This is a genomic window from Celeribacter arenosi, assembly GCF_039539485.1.
Lineage (GTDB): Bacteria > Pseudomonadota > Alphaproteobacteria > Rhodobacterales > Rhodobacteraceae > Celeribacter > Celeribacter arenosi.
Map to the genome: position 1 here is coordinate 773,156 of NZ_BAABDF010000007.1, position 23,273 is coordinate 796,428.

Genomic DNA, 23,273 nt, shown 5'->3' on the forward strand with positions numbered 1-23,273 from the left:
AACCGCCGCGCAACCCGAAGGCACGCGGCAGCATCAAAATCAAATTGTCAGTCGCGATCAGTAGCTGCGGATCAGGCCGACCAGCTTTCCCTGAACTTCGACATTCTCGGCAGGCAGGATCCGTGTCTCAAAGGCAGGGTTCGCCGCCTCGAGCGCCACCATCCCGCCGGTGCGGCGATAGCGTTTCAATGTCGTTTCATAGCCTTCGACCATCGCCACGACGATATCGCCATCCGACACGCTGGAGGTTTCGCGGATCACCACGATGTCGCCGTGGTTGATACCGGCCTCGATCATGGATTCGCCTTTGACTTCGAGCGCGTAGTGATTGCCGCGCCCCGATAGCATCGACCCCGGAACGGCGACCTGGTTGGTGGCATCTTCGATAGCTTCGATGGGCACACCGGCGGCGATTTTACCCATGATTTGCAGGTTCACGGCCTCGATTGTCGCAACTTCCATAGCGCGCGCGGGGGGCGGGCTGCTGGGGCGGTCGCCCTCGATCACACGCGGGGAAAAACCGCCATGCGTGGCGTTACCGCCGAGGCTTTCGGGGAGTTTAACGATTTCGATCGCACGGGCACGGTGGGCGAGGCGGCGGATAAAGCCACGCTCCTCAAGCGCCGTAATCAGACGGTGGATGCCCGATTTCGACCGCAGGTCCAACGCCTCTTTCATCTCGTCGAAAGAGGGCGGCACGCCATCACGGTTCATGCGGGTGTTGATGAATTCCAAAAGTTGGAGTTGCTTTTTCGTCAGCATCTGCTCGCTCCTCGCCGCCGGGCCGCAGTAGGTTACGGTTTGGCGGATCATTGTTATTTTTCGCAACGGGTCAGGTTTGGTCGGGTTGAGCCGAAGGTCGAGACCCGCAGCAACCCGGACAATCCGTCGGCTAGTTCCGTTTTGTTCTGACAATGTTCTACCCACGTTCCCTGAATCTGTCAACTTTTCTCTCCGCTTACCGGATCAAAGCGATGACGGCGCGTTGTTGGGTTCAGCCTTGGCCTGTGGAGGTTAACAACTGGTTAAAACGGGACGTAGTCGACCGTCTCACCAGCTTTGCGCGCGCGGTCAAATGGCGGACGTTTAAGCAGAGCGTTTGCATCCGACAGGATCGACATCAGAGAACTGTCCTGACGCTCGAAAGGGGCGATTTCATTCCCGCTGAGCCGCGCGCGCATGTAATGCTCACGGGGCCCGTTTTCGGAAATGTCCTGCGTGAGAACCGCCGTTAGCGTCGGTGCCGTCGCAGCGGCCAGTCCCGACAAAACGGCGAGCGCGGGCAGCATGAACAATTGCCCCGTGACCATGGCCGACACCGGATTGCCCGGCAGGCCGAGCATCACTGCCTCCCCGAGGCGCCCCGCCATCAGCGGTTTCCCCGGACGCATCGCGATCTTGTAGAACGCCCGATCGAGCCCCAGTTCCTCGGCAACTTTGCCAACAATATCGTGATCCCCGACCGAGGCGCCGCCAATGGTCACCACCATGTCGGCCCCTTCAGCCAGCGAGAACACATAGCGCAGGCCATCGGGGTCATCGGGCGCAATCGGCAACATGCGGGCAATCCCGCCTGCGGCCTCGACCATCGCGGCCAGACCGAAACTGTTCGACGCGATGATTTGCGAGGGACCGGGATCTTCTCCGGGCATCACCAATTCGTCGCCCGTGGCGATGATCGCAACTTCGGGGCGGCAATAGACCTCTACCTGAGCGATATTCATCGCCGCCAAGAGGGTCACATCCTGCGGCGTCAGACGGCGCGTCGGTGCGAATGTGTCACCGGCGCTGAAATCCCCACCGGAGGCGCGAATGTTAGTGCCTGCGCCGAGAGGTTCCGTGAGCGTGATGCGATCGCCGTCGCGTGTGACGTCTTCCTGAATGATGACACGATCCGCACCGGCAGGGACGGGCGCGCCAGTAAAAATGCGCACCGCTTCGCCCGCGCCAACCGTGTCGAAATACCCGTGCCCCGCAGCGGAGGTGCCAACCACGTCAAAGGAAGCCCCTTCGCCACAATCCGCGTCGCGCACCGCATAACCGTCCATGGCGGAGGCCGAAAACGGTGGCTGGTCGCGCCGCGCGGTTACCGCAGTGGCCAGAACACGCCCCGCCGCCGCACGCAGCGGCACCGTTTCGCGTCCCACCGGCGCACAAAGGTCAAACACCCGTGCCAGCGCTTCCTCAACCGAAATCATCTACTCCGCCTCATAGGTGCCGGATTTGCCGCCCTCTTTGCGCAGCAGGCGGATACCGGAAATCTCCATGCCCTTTTCGACCGCCTTGAGCATGTCATAGACCGTCAAAGCAGCCACAGAGACCGCCGTAAGCGCCTCCATCTCCACACCGGTCTGACCACAGGTCTTCACCGTCGCAACAATCCGCACCCCGGGCAGGGCGTCGTCAGGCGTGATATCCAGCGTTACTTTGGTCACGGGCAGGGGATGGCATAGCGGGATGAGATCGGCGGTCTTTTTGGCCCCCATGATCCCTGCGAGCCGCGCCACACCAAGTACGTCACCCTTTTTGGCCGTGCCTTCGGTGATATGGGCCAAAGTCGCGGGCTGCATTTTCACAAACGCCTCTGCGACGGCCACACGGTCACTCACCGGTTTGCCCGAGACATCGACCATATGCGCATGGCCCTCGGCGTCAAAATGGGTCAGCTCGGCCATGGCCTATAGCGCTCCCGACACAGGCGAGGCGATCAGATCGCGCGTCGCAGCAGCAACATCGTCCTGACGCATCAGGCTTTCCCCGATCAGGAAACACCGCGCGCCGTATTGCGCCATGTCCGCGAGGTCTTCGCGGGTGAACAGACCGCTCTCACAGACCAGCAACCGCTCGGGACCGGCCAGACGCGACAACTCGCGCGTGGTGTCGAGCGTCGTCTCGAAGGTCTTGAGATTGCGGTTGTTGATGCCGAGCAGGGGCGATTTGAGCACGCTGGCGCGCTCCAATTCCTCGGCGTTATGCACCTCGACGAGCACATCGAGGCCCATCTCCATCGCGGCCGCTTCCAGTTCGAGGGCCTGCGCATCCTCGACGGAGGCCATGATGATCAGGATCGCATCCGCCCCCCACGCACGCGCTTCGGCCACCTGATAGGTGTCATACATGAAATCCTTGCGCAGGATCGGCAGCGACGTCGCCGCCTTGGCCTGACGCAGAAATTCGGGCGCGCCCTGAAACGATGGCGTGTCTGTGAGAACCGACAGACAAGTCGCGCCACCGGCCTGATAGGCGGCGGCAATCGCGGGGGGATCGAAATCGGGACGGATGAGACCTTTTGACGGGGAGGCCTTTTTGACCTCCGCGATCAAACCATATCCCACTTTGGATGCACCGATCAGCGCGTCTTTAAACCCGCGCGGCGGTTCCTGGGATTTCGCCTTCGCCATAAGGTCGGCCAATGGCACCGCCTCTTTCGCGGCGGCGACTTCTTCGAGCTTATAGGCTTTTATCTTATCGAGAACTGTCATCATGGACGCTTTGGTAGCGCGCGTGTGGACCAAAGAGAAGACTAAAGGCGCACGCGCAGGTCCTCCAACCCGTGGAAATGCCAGATGTCGGCGTATCGCGGAGGCGCCGTGACCGTCAGGTCGGGAAAACGATCAAAAAGACGCGGCAGGGCAACACGCAATTCCAACCGCGCGAGGGGGGCGCCGACGCAGAAATGCACCCCCGCACCAAAGGCCGTGTTCTGTTTGATCTTGCGCGTCGGATCGAAGTGGTCGGGATCATCCCATGCGTCGGGATCGCGATTGGCGGCACCGAGCAACAGCCCGATACGGTCGCCCCGCTTCAACGTTTCGCCCAGGAACACAGTGTCCTCATAGACCCAGCGGTCAAAGAAATGCAGCGGAGGATCGTAGCGCAACACCTCCTCGATGGTCTGGTCGATGGCGTCTTCGCCGAGCGCCTCCTGCGCCGACCCGTGTTCACACAGCGTCTTCACCCCAATCCCGACCGTATGCACCGTGGCCTCATGACCCGCGTTCAGCAACAGGACACAGGTCGAAATCAACTCGTCCGTGGTCAGCTTTTCGCCCTCGGCCTCCGCCGCGATTAACTCGGTGATGAGATCATCGGCAGGCGCGGCGCGGCGGGAGTCGACATAGGCGCGCAGGTAGTCCGAGATCGCTGTCGCGGCGGCAACTGCCTTGGCCTCGACCGCGGGGGTGGCACGGGGTTGGTAGAGCGCCACCATGTCGTTCGACCACGCCAGCAGATCGGGCCAGATCTCCTCGGGCACGCCCAAAAGCTGGGCGATAATACGCACGGGCAGGGGGCGGCAAAAGGCGTCGAGGAAATCCACCTCGCTATTTTCAACGCCGTCCATCGCGTCCAGAAGGTCATCACACACCACCTCGATGGCGGGCATCAGCGATTTGATCCGGCGTGACGTGAAGGCGCGTAGAACGAGACCGCGCAGGCGCCTGTGTGTGTCCCCTTCGAGTTGCAACATCGAATGGTCTTCGAGATCGTAAAAGGGCCGCAGATGCGCGGGAATCACGGGCGCAAACTCCGCGGGCGGCTGGCGCCCGAAACGGGAATCGCGCAGCGCCATGGACACCCCGTCGTAACCCGCGATGACCGGCAATCCCAACTCTTCCCAAAACACCATGCGCCCGCCTTCACGTAGACGATCGTAAAAGGGGTAAGGGTTTTGGACGAAATCGGGGTCTTTGGGAGACATACTGTAGCGCTTCATGCCCGCACGCTCGCGCTTCGCGCTTTGCTTTGCAAGCGGGAGTTTTTAGACTGCGCTGCAATGGAAAATACCGCGCCCGAAACCCAAGCTATCTCCAAACCCCACACATCGGCGCGCCGTCGCCTGATCGGGGCGGTTCTGTTTGTGCTCTGCACGGCCGGTTTCGGTTTGGGCGTCTATGCGGTGGCCTTTCGCGCAGAGCTCGATCAGGCCAGCGAACGCGGGCATGCGGACCTCACGCTGGCGGCCGACCGCCTTACCACCGACCTGCAAAGGCACCGTGATCTCGGGGTGTTTCTGGCCGACCATCCAACGGTTCTCTCCCTCGTGCTGGAACGCGGACAGACGCGCGACACGGTAGAGGCGACACATGCGCTCCTGCAGGCGATGGTCGACAAAACCGGCGCGGCGGGGATTTTCGTGGTCGGTGAGGACGGGCGCAATCTCGCGTCGGCCGCCAATTCTGTGGGCTCCTATGGCGTGGGCAGGGCACTGGAGCGCGCCGGTGACGGGGCGCTGGGCATAGAGCGCATTATCGACCCATCCGGCGCACGCACCTATGTCTTTGCGGCTCCAGTGTTCTCACCCGGCGGGCCATCGGTGGGGGCCGTTGTGGTCACCGTGGATGTGGCCGATGTCGAATGGAGCTGGCCCACCGAAACCGCCACGGTCTATTTCACAGATGAGAGCGGGCTGGTCTTTGTGACCAATCGCACCGAACTGATCCTGACGGGGCGCGATGGCGCGGGGTTCCCGCTGGTGGCGAAGCGGACGGTGGGGGGGCATGAACTCTACACGCTGGACGCGGGCCCCTATATTCCCGCCCGCGCCCTGCACCTGACACAACCGCGTCCGGTCATCGGTCTGACGGCGGAACTCCTGCTCGATCTCGCACCGGTGCGCAGCCTCGCCGCCCTGCAGGCGGGGCTGACGGCGGCCATATGTCTCGCTTTCGGGGCGCTTCTGTTCCTTGCCACCGAACGCAGGCGCACTCTGGCAGAGGCCAACGCACGACTGGAGGCCCGCGTCGCCAAACGCACACAGGCGCTCGAAATTGCCAACCGTGATCTCAAACGTGCGCAGGCCGATCTGGTGCGGGCGGGGAAACTGACCGCGCTGGGCCAAATGTCGGCGGGGATTAGCCACGAGTTGAACCAACCGCTCATGGCGATCCGCTCGTTTGCCGAAAACGCGCAGGCGTTTCTAGAACGCGACCGCCCTGAAAAAGCGGCCGAAAACCTCGGGCGCATCTCCGACCTTGCCCGCCGCATGGGGCGCATCATCAAAAACCTGCGTGCCTTCGCGCGTCAGGAAACCGATACGCTGGCCGATGTCGACCTCACCGGCGTCGTCGATGCCGCCCTCGAAGTAACCGACGGCAAACTCGCCCTCGCTAATGTGAGCGTTGACTGGACTGCGGGCGCGCCGGTCTGGGTGCGTGGCGGGGAGGTTCGCCTGCAACAGGTCGTGGTCAACCTGCTGTCCAATGCCGCCGATGCGATGCGCGACAGCCCGCAAAAGCGGATCGAAATCGACATTACCGGCAGTGACCCTGTGCGCCTCAGCGTGCGTGACACGGGCCCCGGTATTTCCGAGCCGGACAAGATCTTTGATCCCTTCTACACCACAAAGGAAGTCGGCGCCTCCGAAGGCATGGGGCTGGGCCTGTCCATTTCCTACGGGCTGGTGCAATCCTTTGGCGGCGAGATTCGCGGATCAAACCGGCCCACCGGCGGCGCGGAATTCACCATTGACCTGACAGCGGCCAAGATGCGGGAGGCGGCGGAATGAGGGTGGACGTTCTTTTGGTCGATGACGACCCTTCGGTGCGCGAGGCGCTGGGCCAGACGCTCGAACTGGCAGATATGGCACCGCGCCTTGTCGGCTCGTACATCGAGGCCAAAGACCACATCAGCCGCGATTTCGCAGGCGTCATTGTGTCCGACATCCGTATGCCCGGCAAAGACGGGTTCGTTCTTCTCGATTATGCCCATTCCATCGACCCCGAACTGCCCGTGATCCTGCTCACCGGAGAAGGCGATATTCCCATGGCCGTCCGGGGCATCGCATTGGGGGCGTTCGATTTTCTCGAAAAACCTTGCGCGCCGAAGGAATTTGTGGCGGTGGTCGAAAAGGCCATTCGCACCCGCGCCCTCGTCATGGAGAACCGCCGCCTGAAACGGCAGGTGGCACAGGGCGATGCAGCCGCGCGGATGCTACGGGGCACCTCTGCGCTCTCGCGCGCCATGCGCGAAGAAGCGCGCGCCGTCGCCCGCTCGGCTGCGGACGTCTTCGTCACCGGCGAACCCGGCGTGGGGACCGCGAAAATGGCCGAGGTCATTCATCTGCTCTCGGCGGGCAGTCAGGCACCGTTCCTGAAATTCTCCGCCTCCGCGCAGACTCCCGATAGCCTCACCGCCGGCTTTCTCGACGCAAAGGACGGCACGGTCTTTCTCGACGAGGTCGCAGGGCTGCCCTCGCCTGCGCAATTCGCGCTGACTGAATTGCTCGAACACCACGACCGTCCGCGCCTGATCGCGGGGTCCTACAGCGACCTCGGGCGCGCCACGCGCGAGGGACGGTTTTCGCCCGATCTGTACTACCGGCTAGAGGCGGCCGTGATCCGTATCCCGCCCCTGCGCGAGCGGCGTGAAGACATCCCCGTGCTCTTTCGCCACTATGTCGACATTGCCTGCGAGCAATCCGACCTGCCGGTGCCCGAAATCGGTCAGGATGTGATCGCACGCCTGATGGCGCAGGACTGGCCGGGCAATGCGCGATCCCTGATGAATGCGGCGATGCGGTTTGCCATGGGGCTGACCGATGGCGAGGCGCATGAAGTGGAACTCGGTCTTGCCGAACAATTGGCGCAGGTGGAACGCTCTTTGATCATCTCCGCCCTGCAACGCCATGACGGCAACGCCACAGAAGCTGCAAAGGCGCTCAAACTGCCGCGCAAGACCTTCTACGACAAACTCGCCCGCCACGGCGTGCGCGCCGAAGCCTATCGATAAGGCGCCCTGAGTCGGGATGACCAATCGGGGTGGTGTGCGGATTTCCGCACATATGGCGCTAACAGGCGTGCGGGATGTCGCACAGGATGCCGTTGCAGCATTTCCACCAACTGGAAGTTTGATCCTTAATGGCCTGTTAATAATATAAAAAATCAATTCAAAACCCCCTCCGCGACTTTCACTTGATCGATGTGTTCACAGGCTGTTGTGTCTCACCCAAGTGTTGCGGGATCGAAAATCCCGTGCGCTGCTCGTTAAAAAACGGATACTTACGGGAGGATATCCATGAAATTTCTTGCAACCGCCGCAACGGCGCTCGCTCTTACTGTCACCGCTCAGGCCGGTTTTGCGGCCTGTGACGATGGCGAAATGGTCATCAAATTCAGCCACGTGACCAACACCGACAAACACCCCAAAGGGATCGCCGCGACCCTGTTCATGGAGCGCGTGAACGCCGAAATGAACGGCGTGGCCTGTGTTGAGGTCTACCCGAACTCCACGCTCTACAACGATGACCAGGTGCTCGAAGCCATGCTTCAGGGCGACGTACAGATGGCGGCACCTTCGCTGTCCAAATTCGAAACCTTCACCAAAGTCTTCCGCATCTTCGATCTGCCCTTCATGTTCAAAAACATGGCCGCTGTGGATGAGTTCCAGAACTCCGAAACCGGCGTGGCAATGAAGGAAAGCATGGTGCGTCGTGGTCTTCTCGGCCTCGGTTTCTGGCACAATGGCCTCAAACAGTTCTCCGCGAACAAACCCCTCATCCTGCCAACCGACGCCGCCGGTCTGAAATTCCGCGTTCAGCCCTCCGACGTTCTCGTGGCCCAGATGGAAGCGCTCGACGCCTCGCCACAGCCGATGGCCTTCTCCGAAGTCTACGGCGCGCTGCAAACCGGCGTTGTCGATGGTCAGGAAAACACATGGTCCAACATCTACGGCCAGAAGTTCTTCGAAGTGCAGGACGGCACCACCGAAACCAACCACGGCCTGCTCGACTACATGGTCGTGACATCGGTTGACTGGTGGGAAGGTCTCGACGCAGACGTTCGCGACCAGCTCGCAACGATCATGAACGAAGTCACCGCAGAGCGGAACGCCGCCATCGCGGAAGTCGATGCGGATAACCGTCAGGCCGTGCTCGACGCAGGCGGTGTGATCCGTGAACTCGACGCCGACCAGCGTCAGGCATGGGTTGATGCGATGAAGCCTGTTTGGGCCCAGTTCGAAGCCGACGTAGGCGCCGACAACATCGCCGCAGCACAGGCGATCAACGCCAAAAACTAAGTCTTGCGTTTGCAGGACCGGACGGCCCCCCGCGCATCGCGGTAGGGGGGCCGTTCTCCGCATCCCGCGCGCGCGGGTGCCAAAAGGGGACAGGGGGATAGCAATGAGCCAGCATTCGGATAACCAACCGACGTCTGCCACGGGGCGGTTCATCGACGCGCTCGAGGAAAACGTCATCGCCTTCATTCTCGGCGCGATGACTTTGGTCACCTTCATTAATGTGATCCTGCGCTACGTGTTCAACACATCCTTCATCTGGGGCCTTGAGGTCGTTCTGATCCTCTTTGCCTGGCTTGTCCTGCTCGGCATTTCCTACGGGTTCAAAAAGACCTCCCACCTCGGTGTGGATGCCATCACGAATATGCTGCCCGCGGGTCCCAAACGGGTTCTCGCCATCATCTCCGCACTGGTCTGCGTCGTCTATGCGCTGCTCCTGCTCAAAGGCGCGTGGGACTACTGGGCACCCTTTGCCGCACTCCAGCCGACCGAGGGGCGTTGGTTCCCGACCGGCTTTACCGAAGGGGTGCGCGACCGCGCCTTCTACACCACAGATCAGGTGCCGATGCTGGGGATTTTCCGCTGGCTCGAAGATGCGATCAACTACGGCGACACCTACGACAAACTGCCCCGCGTCATTCCCTATTTCATCCTGCCCTTCGGGTGCGCGCTCATCCTGCTGCGCATCGTTCAGGCCACCATTCGTATCGTGACCGGTAAACAGGCCACGCTCATCGTCAGCCATGAGGCCGAGGAAGAGATCGAGCACATCCAACGCGGCGAATACGAGGAATAATCCCCATGGCAGTCGTCCTACTTTTCGTACTCATCATCGGTCTTTTGCTGATTGGTGTGCCAATCGCGGTCTCTCTGGGCCTGAGCTCCATGATCTTCCTGCTGGCGTTCTCGGACACCTCGCTGGCCTCGGTGGCCCAGTCGCTCTACCAAGCCATGGCAGGCCATTACACCCTGCTGGCCATCCCGTTCTTCATCCTCGCCTCGTCGTTCATGTCGACGGGCGGCGTGGCCAAACGCATCGTGCGGTTTTCCATCGCCTGCGTGGGTCACTTCCACGGCGGTCTGGCCATCGCGGGCGTCTTTGCCTGTATGATCTTTGCGGCCCTGTCGGGATCCTCACCGGCGACCGTGGTTGCCATCGGGACCATTGTCATCGCCGCGATGCGCGAAATGGGCTACTCCAAAGAATTCGCCGCCGGCGTCATCTGTAACGCGGGCACGCTCGGCATCCTGATCCCGCCGTCCATCGTGATGGTCGTCTACGCCTCCGCCACGGATGTCTCGGTGGGGCGGATGTTCCTCGCCGGTGTGATCCCGGGCCTTCTTGCGGGCAGTATGTTGATGATTGCGATCTACGTCATTGCGCGCATCAAAAACCTGCCAAAAGGCCAATGGGCCGGGTGGGCCGAAATCTGGGCCTCGTTCCGCGATGCCTTCTGGGGCCTGATGTTGATCGTCATCATCATGGTCGGAATCTATGGCATCCCCGGCGTGACCGGCGCGATTTTCACCCCGACCGAAGCTGCCGCCGTTGCCTCTGTCTACGCCTTCCTCGTGGCCACCTTCGTCTACCGCGACATGGGACCGCTCAAAGGCGTAAAAGGCGGCCCGCTGGCCATCTTCAAACGCTTCGCGATTTTCCACGCCCTCGTGCATAAAGACACGCGAGCAACCCTGTTTGATGCGGGTAAGCTGACCGTCATGCTGATGTTCATCATCGCCAACGCGCTGATCCTGAAACATGTGCTGACCGACGAACAAATCCCCCAACAGATCGCCTCCGCGATGCTTTCGGCAGGCTTTGGCAAGATCATGTTCCTCATCATGGTCAACGTGATCCTGTTGATCGGCGGGCAGTTCATGGAACCCTCGGGCCTGATCGTGATCGTCGCGCCGCTGGTGTTCCCGATCGCCATCGAACTGGGCGTTGATCCAATCCACCTCGGCATCATCATGGTGGTGAACATGGAAATCGGGATGATTACCCCGCCCGTGGGTCTCAACCTCTTCGTGACCTCCGGCGTGGCGCAGATGCCGATGATGGCCGTGGTACGTGCCGCGCTGCCGTTCCTCGCCATCCTCTTCGTCTTCCTGATCCTGATCACCTACGTGCCGATCATCTCGACCTTCCTGCCTACGGCATTGATGGGACCGGAGATCATAACGAACTAGCGATACTGCGATGCAGTCCCTCGACAGACAAAAAAACCGCCGCGTTGGAAATACGCGGCGGTTTTGTATATTTCGAGACGACGTTGGTTTTCAGTGGCGCGCGGTCATTTCCGCCAATGCGACGAGCCGGTTCAGAGCCTCGCCACGATCAATACTCTCGCCCGCCATGGCCACACCGTCTGTCAGCGTTTCAACACGACCGGCAATCAATAGTGCCGCCGCGGAATTTAACAAAACTGCATCGCGGTAGGCGCCGCTTTCCTCACCCGCCAGAACCGCGCGCAACCGCGCCCCGTTGCTTTCGGGCGATCCGCCTTCGATCTCCGAGAAGGCATAGACCGGCAGACCGGCCTGTTCGGGATGCACCTCGAACTCGGTCACAATCCCGTCGTGCCATTCGGCCACCTGCGTGGGCCCCGTCACAGTGATCTCGTCGGTGCCATCAGACCCATGGACGAGCCACGCCTTCTCACTGCCAAGCGCGCCGAGCGTTTCGGCCATGGGGCGCAACAGGGCAGGGGAAAACGCGCCCGTCAGTTGTCGCTTCACACCGGCCGGATTGGTCAAGGGCCCTAGAATATTGAACACCGTACGCGTCCCCAGATCGAGCCGCACCGGCATCACATGCTTCATCGCCGGATGGTGCATCGGGGCCATCATAAAGGCGATGCCGATTTCATTCAGCGCTTCTTCGACCACATCGGCGCCAACCATGACGTTGATTCCGTTCATGCCCAGACTGTCGGCCGCGCCGGAATTGGAGCTGAGTTTGCGGTTCCCATGTTTGGCCACCGGCACGCCGCATCCGGCGACGCAAAACGCCGTGGCGGTCGAGATTTGCAACGTGGCCTTGCCCGTGCCGCCGGTGCCCACGATATCCATCGCCCCTTCGGGCGCGCGAACTTTCACACAGGCCGCGCGCATCTGCGCGGCAGCACCTGCGATCTCATCGACGGTTTCGCCACGGGTGCGCAGCGCCATCAACAAACCCGCAACCTGCGCAGGCGTGGCATCCCCCGCAAAGAGCAACTCGAACGCCGCCTCGGCCTCGCCGCGCGTCAGGGGACGGTCAGCTGCCAGTCCGATGAACGGCTTCATCGCATCGCTCATGCCATTTCCTCCGTCGGAATACGGTCAAGGAACGTCTTGAGCATCGCGTGACCATGTTCCGAGCGGATGCTTTCGGGGTGAAACTGAACGCCCTCGATGGGCAATGTGCGGTGGCGCATCCCCATAATGGTGCCGTCGGCCAGTTCGGCCGTCACTTCGAGGCACTCCGGCAGGGTCTCGCGATCCACCACCAGACTGTGATAGCGCGTCCCCGCAAGCGGCGAAGGAAGGCCCTCGAACACGCCGGTGTTGTGGTGGGAAATCTCGCCCATCTTGCCATGCACAATTTCGTGGCAGCGCACGACTTTACCGCCAAAGGCCTCGCCGATGGACTGATGCCCGAGGCACACCCCGAACAGCGGAATACCTGCATCGGCGGCCGCATGGACCAGTGGCACACAAATGCCCGCCTCGGTCGGCGTTTTCGGCCCCGGCGACAACACAATGCCCGACGGGCGCAGCGCCATCGCCTGCTGCACATCCAACGCGTCGTTGCGCACGACCTTCGCCTGCCACCCCAACTCGCCGATGTAATGCACGAGATTGTAGGTAAAGCTGTCGTAGTTATCGATCAGGAGAAGCATCGTCGGCCGTCTTTCGTCGCTGGTTTCGTCGCTGGTGAGCCCCGCAGGCGCGGGCATGAAATGGCACGTCAAAGGGGGATGATCCCGCCTCGAAGGCGCGCTATACATGTTCATGAAGCCATGCGAAGGGTCAAGGGCAAGGCCCCGAACGATCCCAAAAACATACGCAGGGCCAAAAACGAGTGGCGATCGAGGAGCACGCATCCATGGGGCGCGGGATACTGACGGGACTGGTCTGGGGTGTTGTTGTGGGCTTCGGCGTCATAGCGATTGCCAATGAAGTGGTCGAACCGGTCACAATTACCTACGATCCACCCGCTGCGGCGGGCGATCTGGGCGTCACGCAAAGCGCGCTTCCGGGCGAAACGCCGGCTCCTGACTTGGAACCGGAAGGGGCGGCGGGCGAACCCGACCGCTCCGGCGCCCAACCAGATGTCGCCACCACCGTCGCGCCGCGCGACGCCGCGCCCGTGCCGCAGGACATCGAAGCCGCCCCCAAACCGCAGATCACCACGCGCGAAGGTGCCCCCGTCGCCCCACAGGATGGCACGGCCCCGCAGACCCAGACCGCGACAACCGACACGCCAACGCTCACCGCGCCACAGGGCCTCGCCCCGCAGACCGCGACGGGCGATGCCCTGCCTCAGGTCGAACTGGCTCTGCCCGACCGCGCGCCACAACCGCTGCTCGACACCCAGACCCGTGTCGCGCCTCAGCCCCCTCTCGAAGGCAGCGCGCCCACCGATCCCGCCCCGCTCGAGGATGCGCAGCCCGAGGAAGGGGTGAGCGAACTGGAAACCCCCGACGCGGGTGATGCGCAGTCGGCGATGCCCGGTGTCGTCAAAGATGAGCCCGCACCAACGGAGCCGGCCGAAAAACCGGCCTTTGGTGAACGCGTCACCGCCTTCACCGACCGCACCGACGCGCGCAAATCCGCCCGTCTGCCCACCATCGGCGGCAATGCCTCGCTCGCGGCACCCGAGCCTGCCGCCAGCGCGTCAGTGCCCGCCTATATCGCAAACGCGGCTAGTGTGGACGCCCCGCGTCCCGGGCCGCTCCTGTCGATCGTGCTGATCGATACCGGGGATATCGCACCCGACGACGGCATGATCGCTGCCCTGCCATTTGCGGTGACCATCGGTGTTGATGCGCTCGACGCGCAGGCGCCCGATCGGGGGGACGCATTCATCGCGCAGGGCCACGAAGTGCTCGCCCTCGTCGGCCTGCCCGATGGCGCATCGCCTCAGGATGTCGCCGTCACACTCGGCGAGGTGCGCCACGTGATGCCCCACGCTATCGGGTTCCTCGACACCCCCGCCGCCAGCTACCAATCCCGCCGTCAGATCGCCGCACAGGTCGTGGCAACCGCGCAGGAGAGCGGGCACGCCCTGCTCACCTACCAGCGCGGCCTCGATTCGCTCGAACAGGAGGCCATGCGCGCCAAAACCCCCGCCGCATTGGTGTTCCGCGACATCGACGGGCGCGGGCAGGACACGGATGCCATCAAACGGTTCCTCGATCAGGCCGCATTCCGCGCCGGTGTGGATGGCGAAATCATCCTCGTCGCGCGCACCAAACCTGACACGTTAAAGGCCATCACCGAATGGGCGCTCGGCACGCGGGCGGCCTCTGTGTCGATGGTGCCGTTCTCGACGCTCCTCATCGCGCGTGACGGGGACCAGACGACGGATGGCTTTGACAAGCCGTGAAACCGGCACGTCCTTGACCTTTGCGGGGTTCTGGCGTGAACTTCGTGGGCGGTTAGCACCCCGCCAAAGCTGCGCGCTGAGATTTAGGGAGAGGGAAGACACAGATGGATGATGCCGATCAAGTCGCGGCCTCGCCGATCCCCGATATCGCGCGTCTTACGCTTGCCGATCTGCGTGCCGCGCTCGTCGCGGGGTGGCGCGATTTTCGCACCGCGCCCGCCTTTGGCATCTTTTTCGCAGCCGTCTATGTCGGGATCGGATTGGCGCTGGTCTCCTTCGGGGCAGGGACGCTGGCATGGACGCTGGTGATCTCGCTCGCCTTCCCGCTCTTTGCTCCTTTCGCAGGCGTCGGCCTCTACGAAGTCTCGCGGCGCATCGAATCCGGCGCGGCGATGGATTGGTATCAGATCCTTGGCGTGGTTGCCGCCGAACGGGACCGCCAGATCCCGTGGATGGGCGCGATCATCGTGATCTACGTGCTGTTCTGGTCTTTCATCGCCCATATGCTGTTCGCGATGTTCATGGGGATTTCGAACCTCACCAATATCTCCTCCTCCTATGAGGCCTTCTTTACCCCGACCGGCATGACGATGATTGCCGTCGAACTGGCCGTCGGCGCGGTGTTGTCCTTTGTGCTCTACGCGCTCACGGTCACGAGCCTGCCGCATCTTCTCGACCGCGAGGTGGATTTTGTGACCGCCATGATCATCTCGATCGATGTCGTGCGGCAGAATTTTCTGGTGATGCTGGTCTGGGCGGTGCTGATTGCGGGGCTGACGATTGTGGCGATGGTGCCGATGTTTCTGGGGCTCTTCGTGGCGCTACCGGTGTTTGGCCATGCGACATGGCACCTCTACCGGCGCGCGCTGGTCTAACGGCGCCGACGCGACGACAGCATGATCATCAACCCTGCGACCACGATCACCGCACCGCCCGCGTAGTCCCAGAAACTCGGCGTTTCGCCAAAGACGACAACGCCCATCCCCATGCCGAATAACAACCGCGAATAGCGAAATGGCGTGACGGCGGAGAGTTCACCCATCCGCATCGCCATGGTCAAAGAGGTATAGGCAATCACCCCGATGATGACGGCGGCCAAGAGCAACGCCAGATCGCGCGCCACCGGCATGACCGCGCCGCCCTGCCAAACCATGAGCGCCGTTCCCGCCACAATCAACGGCACGAACCCGTAAAGGCCGAGTTGCGCATAGGACAGCGTGGCAGGGGCCGCCCGCGTCGCCAGATCGCGCCCCGCAAAGCCAAGCATCCCCAAAATCGCCAAAATCGAGAGCGCCGAGAAATCTCCCGCGCCAGGGCGCAACACCATCAACACGCCCACAAACCCGAGCCCGATCAGGAACCACCGGCGCAGCCCGACACGTTCGCCGAATATAAACGACCCCGCCGCCGCAACCACCAAAGGCGTCGCCTGCAAAATTGCCGAGGTCGCCGACAGCGTGGTCAGCGCCAGCGAGAGCGTGAAAAACACCCGCCCCGTGATCTCCGACACGGCCCGCAGCGCCATGACGCGCTGGCGCAGGGCAGGGTGAAAAATCCGCTCGCCGCGCATAACGGTCAATCCCGCAAAGACGATGCTGCCGCCCAGCCCGAACAGGATCAGTACCTCGCCCACCGGCAAATGCGCCGCCACCCCTTTGAGCAAACTGTCCTCAACCGCAAAGAGCGCCATGGCAAAAACCATGAACGCCGCACCGCGCAGGTTCGCGCGGACAAGGTCGGGGGAGGGAAGGGGCAAAACCATTCAAACAGCGGTCGTGAAAAAGGCGGCCCCAATGGCCGCCTCAGAACACAACGCCAATGCGTTTGTTACTTGGCCTCGCCGGTCGCGGCGGATTTCGGCGTCGGCATCGGGGTTTTTGTCCCACCGAGCGGATCATCGGCCCGCTGCACGGACCCTTCGAAATGCGCACCGTTTTCGATCGCGATGGTTTTGTGGATGATATCACCCTCAACCTTCGCGGTGGAGGTCAGACGCACCTTGAGACCACGAACGCGACCGATTACGCGGCCATTGACCACGACATCATCCGCAATCAATTCGCCTTTGACAGTCGCCGTTTCGCCAACCGTCAAAAGATGCGCACGAATGTCGCCTTCAACGGTGCCTTCGATCTGGATGTCGCCGGTGGTTTTGAGATTACCCGTGACGGTCAGGTCCGCTGAGAGAACAGATGCCGGCGGTTTCGCCTTGGGCGCGCTTGGCGTAAATTCAGCCGGCGCTTTTGGCGTGGCAGGCTTTGCAGCCGCCTGATCGGGTTTGTTCTGCTCGTCGCCCTGTTTGGGCCCGGGTTCATTTATTCTGCTTTTAGAAAACATCGTTGGCAGCCTTAATGTAGATCATGGGGTTCACGGCTTTGCCTCCCACACGAACTTCATAATGAAGATGCGTGCCAGTGGAGCGACCGGAATTCCCCATAGCACCTATCTTGTCTCCGCGCGAGACCCTTTGCCCGACTTTCACGTGGATTTGGGATTGATGCGCGTAACGGGTCTCGATTCCGAACTCGTGCTGGATCTTCACCAGACGGCCATAGCCGTTCTGCCAACCGGCAAAAGTCACCACGCCATCGGCCGTCGCATAGATCGGGGTGCCGTAGGCTGCGGCAAAATCCGTGCCCTCGTGCATCCGGCCCCACCGTGGCCCGAACCCGGAGGTGTAGCGAAAGCCATCCTTGAGGGGCAGGGCAAAGGGCGCTTTTTGCGCGGCAATGCGATACAGGTTCAAACGGTCCATCTTTTCGATGATGCCATTGGCACGCAGGCCATCAGGATCGGGCAGGCCGCCCATGGTCGAAAAAGTGATCGGTGTCAGCGGTCCACCCTGACCGGAATATCCGGAGCGGACGGTGGAAATCAGGCGGTCGGGGTCCATGCCTGCCGCTTTGAACATCTTGTCGAGCGGCGCGACCGAAACGGTCACAGCATCTTCGAGTTGCGAAAAGATACGGTCGTTCTTTTCTTCCAGAAGCTTCAGATCGGCATCCAGCGTCTCTGCAATGCGCATCGCCTGATTGGCCTGAACCACCATCGCATCGCGTTCATCCGCCGTATCGGCCAGCGTCGCGGCGAGAACGTCAACCGTGGCTTCCATGTCCTGCGGTGTCACACCCGCGGTCGGCGCTTCGCTGCCTTCGAGCACGGCAACAGCCAGCTCCGCCTCTTCACGCGCGCTGAACGCGTCGCGCAAATTGGCCTGCACAACGTCAATCGCGGTCTCAAGCTCGCGGCGGCGCTCCTCGGAGGCGAGAAGGTCACTCTGCATCTGTGAAATCTGGGTCAGGGCGGTGGTGAAACGCGATTGGGCGGCAGCCGCTTCTTCGGCGCGCATGTCACGTTCGCTGGCCAGTTCGGAAAGACGGTTCTCAAACAGCACCAGATCGCGGCTCGTCTGGTCACGCAGATTACCCGATCCGATCGAGTCCATCAGAACCATCGCGGAGGCGGTGATCATCCAGGCCCCGAGGAGCGTTGTTCCAACGATCCCTGCGCATTGGGTCAGCGGTGTGAGCCGAAGGTAGCGGGTCTCCGCTTCCGAGCGAATGAAAATGCGGCGTTCCGGAAAACGGCGCTCGAGCATGTGATTGAATTGTCTAATCATGTGTAGATTGAAACCGTTTTCCCCATCCCCTGAGGCGTCGACCTTTCGGTGCGCGCCTTTCTTGCCAACGGTGTTACAAAACGATTCTTATCGGGGCAATGCTTTTGACCAATTGGACGGCGATCAGGCGGGAACCCACTGCAAGTGCGCGGTTTTTCGCCTAAATTTGACTCGCTCAGAGGGTCGAATTCGCCCAAATCCGCGATTTCCCCCTGTAATCGCATTCCCCTAGGTCAAGGCAACAAATCATAACGTTTGGACTTTTTTCGCAACCCTAGCGCGACCACGCAGGTGGCAGCGCATCGCTCAGCGGCCAATAGAAATCGGGCGGCATTCCGGCCTCCGCGCGCTTTTCCTCGTTGAACGGCGGCTTGGTCCCGCTGTGGAAATACCGGCGCACCAAGGTGTGGAATTCCTCCTTCGGGTCGAGCCCGTCTCGCCCGCATAGAAAGTTGAACCACTTCGCGCCATAGGCCACATGCGCGACCTCCTCGGCGTAAATGACCTTGAGCGCATCCACGGTTTCGCGGTCCTTTGCCTGCTCGAACAGCCGGATCATCCCCGGCGTCACGTCGAGCCCGCGTGCCTCCAGAACCATGGGCACAACCGCCAGTCGTCCCATGATATCGCCCGCCGTATCCTCGGCCGCCTGCCACATGCCGGCATGGGCGGGCAGGGCGCCATAATAGCTGCCCATCGCCTCCAACCGGTCACACATCAGGTTGAAATGCTTTGATTCTTCATCCGCCGATTTCACCCAGTCGTCGAAAAACCCGAGCGGAAAAGGCACATGCGAAAACCGCGCAATGATGTCCCAATGCAGATCAACCGCGTTCAATTCGATATGCGCGATAGCATGCAGGATCGCGATGCGCCCCTCCGGCGTGCCCGGTTTGCGCTGCGGCACCTCGCGCGGGTCGAGCAGCTCCGGCCGCTCCGGTCGCCCGGGGCGCAGCGGCGGCGATGCGGTGCCAACCTCGATGGTATTTCCCGCCTCGCGCGACGCCCGCCACCGCGCGGCATGGGCATGGCTGAGCTCGGTCTTTTCGCGCCCCTTTGCACAGGTCAGAACCTCCACTGCCATCTCGGCCAGTGTCTTGGCGTCCGTCTGGCCTGTTGTCTGAACCGTCATCGCGCTCTCCCCCTGCCCAAAGGCATCATTTCGTAAGCGACTGCGCTGCGACGAGAACCTCCTCGGCATGCCCCGTCACCTTCACTTTTTCCCAGACCTGCGCAATTTTCCCATCCGCGTCAATGAGATAGGTTGACCGCACAATCCCCATATGGGTTTTGCCGTACATCTTCTTTTCCTGCCAAACGCCGTAGGCCTCACAAACGTCGCCCTCCGCATCCGACAGCAACGCGATGCCCAGCCCGTGTTTTTTGCAGAAGTTGTCATGCTTTTTAACGCTGTCGCGGGAGACGCCGAACACGATCGTATTCGCGGCCTCGAAACGATCCTTGAGCGCGGTGAAATCCAACGCCTCGGTGGTGCATCCGGGGGTGTTGTCTTTGGGGTAGAAATACAGAACCACGGATTTGCCGCGATAATCGCCGAGCGCCACATCCGTGCCCCCATCACGGGCCAGGGTAAAGTCGGGGGCAGGGGTTCCGGTTTCGAGCATCTGTCAGCATCCTTCTTTCGCGCACCAGTTGTGGCAGGCAACAGCATTCATTGTAGGCGAGAGCGCAACAAGATAAAACGACACAGCTGCCCGCCAAGAGGCCAACGAGACGTATGAACCAAGACGCCGACCCGCAGGACCCAGACATCCCGCCCCCCGACACGCACCGTCATTGGTCGCGGCGGGTGATGCTATGGGCGCTGGCCTTTGTGGCGTTTGGCGCGCTTTTTGCAACCTTCGGCACGCTTGCCCTGACGGGGCGCGAAATCGTCCTGCCCGCCCGACTGACTGAACGTATCGAGACCCGCATCAACCGCGATTTCGACAGCGGTCAGGTGTCACTCGGGCGCGTCGTGGTCATGGTGGACCGCAACTTTATCCCCCGCGTGACGGCCCGCAACGTCGGCATCCGCGATGCCTCTGGCGTAGAGCTGGCGCGGCTGAATTCACTGCGCGCGGTGCTCTCGCGCGAGGCGGTGGCGGATTTCCGGTTCGAACCCGATGTCCTGCGTCTCTCGGGCGCGCAAATCGTGATCCGGCGCCGCGTTGACGGCTCCTTCGCGCTAGATTTCGGCGGCTCTGCGCGCACGGCTGGCTCCGGTGCAGAGGTGCTGCAGGCCATTGACGATGCCTTCCTGACCGAACCGCTGTCGGGCATCTCCCGCGTTGAGGCACGCGAGTTGACCGTGACACTGGAGGATGCGCGCACGGGCAATATCTGGCAGGCCACCGACGCCTCGGTCGTGCTGTCCAATCACCCCGACAGCGTTGATATCACCGTGAATTTCGCGCTCTTCAATGGCACCGAAGACCTCTCGGATATCGAAATCAGCTTCTCCACTCAAAAGACATCTCTGGCGAGTTCGATATCGCTCTCCGCCGACCGCGTGCCGGCCAGCGATTTCGCTCTGCACAGCCCCGCTCTGTCTTTCCTCTCCGTCGTCAACGCCCCGCTTTCGAGCAACCTGCGCGCCGAGATCGACTCCTCCGGCACGCTGTCGCGCATGTTCGGCACCATCGAAATCGGGGCGGGCCATGTCGACCCCGGTGGCGGGGGTAAACCCATCGCCTTTGACGGTGCCAAGGGTTACGTCGGTTATGATCCCAAAGAGAACCGCCTCGATTTTGCCGAGGTGTCCCTGTCCTCGCCGACGCTGAACCTTTCGGGTCGCGGGCATCTTTTGGTGTCGGATTTTCAGGGCAACTGGCCACAGGCCTTCACCGGCCAGCTTCAATTGTCGGACGTGCGCCTCGACCCCTTGGGCTTTTTCGAGGCGCCGCTCGCCTTTGGATCCGGCGCGGTCGATCTGCACCTGCGGCTGGACCCGCTGCGTCTCAACGTCGGGCAGTTCTACCTCACACGGCAGGGGCTCACCCTGCGCGGGGACGGGCGCGCGATTGCGCACAGCGACGGGTGGGAAACCGCGCTCGATCTGCGCGTGCCAGTGCTCTCGCACGCCGACCTGCTGACCCTCTGGCCCCCTCTCGCGGTGACCAAAACCCGTGACTGGCTCGCCGCGAACCTGTCGGGCGGGGTCTACCGCGACCTGACGCTCGCCTTTCGCCGCCTCCCCGATGTGCCAAAACCGCTGGTCGAGGCAACATGGGCCTTTGACAATCTCACGGCCAAACTTCTCGCCGCCCAACCCCCGCTCACCGGTGCGGCGGGCTATGCCACCCTGTCGCAAAACGCGCTCTCCTTTGTCGTGGAGGCCGGTCAGATCACAGCCCCCCAAGGCGGCGCCCTAGATGTGGCGGGCAGCAGCTTTCAACTGCCCGACCTGTCCCAAAAACCCGCCAATCTGGAAATCGCTCTTAAAAGCCGCTCCACGGTCGAGGCGGCCCTCTCAATTCTATCGGGTAAGCCATTGAACGCGCTCAAGGATGCGACCTTCGGACCCGACGTGGCAGAGGGGCAGTTCGATCTGAGTGCGGAGATCGCCTTCCCCCTGAAAGGCAAACTGCAACCCGCCGATGTGACCTATAGCGGCACGGGCGTCCTGAGCGATGTTGTCAGCACGAAACTCATCCCCGATCGCAGACTCGCGGCCAAAACCCTGAACGTGGAGGTCACGCAAAAAGGCATGGAAATCGCAGGCCCGGTGACGCTGGACAGCGCGCGCGCCAATGGGCGGTGGGTCAAAGCCTTCGGGGCCGAAAACCGCGGCCTCTCCTCGGTAACCGCCGATGTGGCGATCGACCAGAACTTCCTCGACACCTTCGCAATAGCCCTGCCCACAGGCATGTTCCAAGGCGCCGCCAAAGGTGCGGTCACCGTCGATCTGGTGTCCAAACAACCACCGCGTTTCGCGCTGACCTCTGACCTGAAGGGCGCAACGCTGAATATCCCGCCGATCGGATGGCGCAAAGCGGCCGCGACCGGCATGACATTTTCGGCCAAGGGCACGGGTGGGGCCGCGCCGGGACTGTCGGAACTCACGCTTGTCGGTGACGGTCTCACCGCGCGCGACGGGGCGGTGGCGATCCGCGCAGGCGGCGGGTTGGAGCGGCTGTCATTCGGCCAATTCGCCGTCGATGACTGGCTGTCGACCTCGCTGCGCCTCGACGGGCAGGGGGCGGGCGCGCCACCCGCCGTGATCCTCGAAGGGGGGCTGCTCGATCTGCGCAAACTGCCCTCCGGCGGGGGCAGCGGCGGCGATGCGCATGGTCCCGTCACTGCCGCCCTTGATACCTTGCGGGTTTCCGACGGGCTGCGCCTGACCAACCTGTCGGCGGAACTCGCGGCAGGGCGCGATGTGCGCGGCGTATTCTCGGGCTACCTCAACGGCGAGGCCGCGCTGTCGGGCACCCTCGTGCCCGCCACCCATGGGCCGACCATCACGCTCACCTCGCGCAATGCGGGCCGCGTGGTCACGGCCGCCGGGCTGCTCGAGCGCGCCGAAGGCGGGGCCATGACCGTCACGCTCGTCGCACTCCCCCAAACGCGCACCTACGACGGGCGCGCCCAGATCACAGATATGAGCGTCCTGTCCGCCCCCTCGCTGGCTAAACTCCTGTCCTCCATCTCGGTCGTCGGCCTCTTGGAGCAACTCGGCGGCGGGGGTCTCAAATTCACCGACATCAACAGCGAGTTTTTGCTGGCCCCTGAGCGCATCACCATCCGGCAGGGCAGCGCCGAAGGCGCCTCTCTTGGCATCTCCCTCGACGGCATCTATGACACCGCTTCCAAAGAGGTAGATTTTCAGGGCGTCATCTCGCCGCTCTACTTTATCAACGCGCTCGGGCAGGTGGTGTCACGTCGGGGCGAGGGCCTGTTCGGGTTCAATTTCGACCTGCGAGGCGCGGCGTCCGATCCCGATGTGCGGGTCAACCCGCTCTCTATCCTGACCCCCGGTGCGCTGCGCGACATCTTCCGCCGCCGCTCGCCCGCCCAAAGCAATTAAATCGCCCCGAGCGGCGATCC

General features: G+C 62.3%; 20 protein-coding genes. 8 read left to right on the forward strand and 12 right to left on the reverse strand.

Annotated elements, in window-relative coordinates; genetic code table 11:
* Positions 1–57: 57 nt before the first annotated feature.
* The 5 genes from lexA to ABD815_RS11465 all read right to left on the reverse strand — a co-directional run bounded on the left by lexA (position 58) and on the right by ABD815_RS11465 (position 4,699).
* Positions 58–762 (reverse strand): transcriptional repressor LexA, encoded by a 705-nt coding sequence (lexA, locus tag ABD815_RS11445; protein WP_344847254.1) that lies wholly within the window; start codon positions 760–762, stop codon positions 58–60.
* Positions 763–1,025: 263 nt separating this feature from the next.
* Positions 1,026–2,198: a molybdopterin molybdotransferase MoeA gene (locus ABD815_RS11450; protein ID WP_344847256.1), complete on the reverse strand. Its 1,173-nt coding sequence runs from the start codon at positions 2,196–2,198 to the stop codon at positions 1,026–1,028.
* Positions 2,199–2,675 carry a cyclic pyranopterin monophosphate synthase MoaC gene (gene moaC / locus ABD815_RS11455; protein WP_344847258.1) on the reverse strand — a complete coding sequence of 159 codons (477 nt, stop codon included), beginning with the start codon at positions 2,673–2,675 and terminating at the stop codon, positions 2,199–2,201. It abuts the gene before it with no gap.
* Between the two features lie 3 nt (positions 2,676–2,678).
* Positions 2,679–3,485 (reverse strand): indole-3-glycerol phosphate synthase TrpC, encoded by an 807-nt coding sequence (trpC, locus tag ABD815_RS11460; RefSeq protein WP_344847259.1) that lies wholly within the window; start codon positions 3,483–3,485, stop codon positions 2,679–2,681.
* Between the two features lie 38 nt (positions 3,486–3,523).
* Positions 3,524–4,699: a cytochrome P450 gene (locus tag ABD815_RS11465; RefSeq protein ID WP_344847260.1), complete on the reverse strand. Its 1,176-nt coding sequence runs from the start codon at positions 4,697–4,699 to the stop codon at positions 3,524–3,526.
* Between the two features lie 75 nt (positions 4,700–4,774).
* Here ABD815_RS11465 and ABD815_RS11470 point away from each other — a divergent pair, with 75 nt between their 5' ends.
* The 5 genes from ABD815_RS11470 to ABD815_RS11490 all read left to right on the forward strand — a co-directional run bounded on the left by ABD815_RS11470 (position 4,775) and on the right by ABD815_RS11490 (position 11,202).
* On the forward strand, positions 4,775–6,505 hold the full coding sequence (locus tag ABD815_RS11470; RefSeq protein ID WP_344847262.1) for a sensor histidine kinase: 1,731 nt from the start codon (positions 4,775–4,777) through the stop codon (positions 6,503–6,505).
* Positions 6,502–7,728: a sigma-54-dependent transcriptional regulator gene (locus ABD815_RS11475; protein WP_344847264.1), complete on the forward strand. Its 1,227-nt coding sequence runs from the start codon at positions 6,502–6,504 to the stop codon at positions 7,726–7,728. The genes ABD815_RS11470 and ABD815_RS11475 overlap by 4 nt, the downstream gene beginning before the upstream one ends.
* Before the next feature lie 285 nt (positions 7,729–8,013).
* Complete coding sequence (locus ABD815_RS11480) at positions 8,014–9,015, forward strand: DctP family TRAP transporter solute-binding subunit (protein ID WP_344847266.1); 1,002 nt, start codon at positions 8,014–8,016, stop codon at positions 9,013–9,015.
* A gap of 103 nt (positions 9,016–9,118) precedes the next feature.
* Entirely contained in the window at positions 9,119–9,808 is a 690-nt protein-coding gene (locus tag ABD815_RS11485) for a TRAP transporter small permease (protein WP_344847267.1), read from the forward strand.
* Positions 9,809–9,813: 5 nt separating this feature from the next.
* Positions 9,814–11,202, forward strand: a complete 1,389-nt coding sequence (locus ABD815_RS11490) for a TRAP transporter large permease (protein WP_344847268.1) — start codon at positions 9,814–9,816, stop codon at positions 11,200–11,202.
* A 90-nt stretch (positions 11,203–11,292) separates the two neighbouring features.
* Here ABD815_RS11490 and trpD read toward each other — a convergent pair whose 3' ends face one another.
* The gene (gene trpD / locus ABD815_RS11495) at positions 11,293–12,312 is read right to left on the reverse strand and encodes an anthranilate phosphoribosyltransferase (protein WP_344847269.1); all 1,020 of its coding nucleotides are present in this window, start codon (positions 12,310–12,312) and stop codon (positions 11,293–11,295) included.
* Positions 12,309–12,896, reverse strand: a complete 588-nt coding sequence (locus ABD815_RS11500; protein ID WP_344848628.1) for an anthranilate synthase component II — start codon at positions 12,894–12,896, stop codon at positions 12,309–12,311. The genes trpD and ABD815_RS11500 overlap by 4 nt, the downstream gene beginning before the upstream one ends.
* Before the next feature lie 206 nt (positions 12,897–13,102).
* Here ABD815_RS11500 and ABD815_RS11505 point away from each other — a divergent pair, with 206 nt between their 5' ends.
* On the forward strand, positions 13,103–14,605 hold the full coding sequence (locus tag ABD815_RS11505; RefSeq protein ID WP_344847271.1) for a divergent polysaccharide deacetylase family protein: 1,503 nt from the start codon (positions 13,103–13,105) through the stop codon (positions 14,603–14,605).
* 104 nt (positions 14,606–14,709) lie between these two features.
* Positions 14,710–15,480 (forward strand): DUF2189 domain-containing protein, encoded by a 771-nt coding sequence (locus tag ABD815_RS11510; RefSeq protein ID WP_344847273.1) that lies wholly within the window; start codon positions 14,710–14,712, stop codon positions 15,478–15,480.
* Here the strand turns inward: ABD815_RS11510 and ABD815_RS11515 are convergent.
* The 5 genes from ABD815_RS11515 to bcp form a co-directional block, all read right to left on the reverse strand.
* Positions 15,477–16,367 carry a DMT family transporter gene (locus ABD815_RS11515; RefSeq protein WP_344847275.1) on the reverse strand — a complete coding sequence of 297 codons (891 nt, stop codon included), beginning with the start codon at positions 16,365–16,367 and terminating at the stop codon, positions 15,477–15,479. The genes ABD815_RS11510 and ABD815_RS11515 overlap by 4 nt on opposite strands.
* Positions 16,368–16,432: 65 nt before the next feature.
* Positions 16,433–16,942, reverse strand: coding sequence for a bactofilin family protein (locus ABD815_RS11520; protein ID WP_344847277.1), 510 nt, complete (start codon positions 16,940–16,942; stop codon positions 16,433–16,435).
* A complete protein-coding gene (locus ABD815_RS11525) occupies positions 16,932–18,224 on the reverse strand; it encodes a DUF5930 domain-containing protein (RefSeq protein WP_344847278.1) in 1,293 nt (430 codons plus the stop codon). The genes ABD815_RS11520 and ABD815_RS11525 overlap by 11 nt, the downstream gene beginning before the upstream one ends.
* 274 nt (positions 18,225–18,498) lie before the next feature.
* The gene (locus tag ABD815_RS11530; protein WP_344847280.1) at positions 18,499–19,356 is read right to left on the reverse strand and encodes a ferritin-like domain-containing protein; all 858 of its coding nucleotides are present in this window, start codon (positions 19,354–19,356) and stop codon (positions 18,499–18,501) included.
* 25 nt (positions 19,357–19,381) lie between these two features.
* Complete coding sequence (bcp, locus tag ABD815_RS11535) at positions 19,382–19,849, reverse strand: thioredoxin-dependent thiol peroxidase (protein ID WP_344847282.1); 468 nt, start codon at positions 19,847–19,849, stop codon at positions 19,382–19,384.
* Between the two features lie 113 nt (positions 19,850–19,962).
* Here bcp and ABD815_RS11540 point away from each other — a divergent pair, with 113 nt between their 5' ends.
* On the forward strand, positions 19,963–23,253 hold the full coding sequence (locus ABD815_RS11540) for a YhdP family protein (RefSeq protein WP_344847284.1): 3,291 nt from the start codon (positions 19,963–19,965) through the stop codon (positions 23,251–23,253).
* Positions 23,254–23,273: the final 20 nt, after the last annotated feature.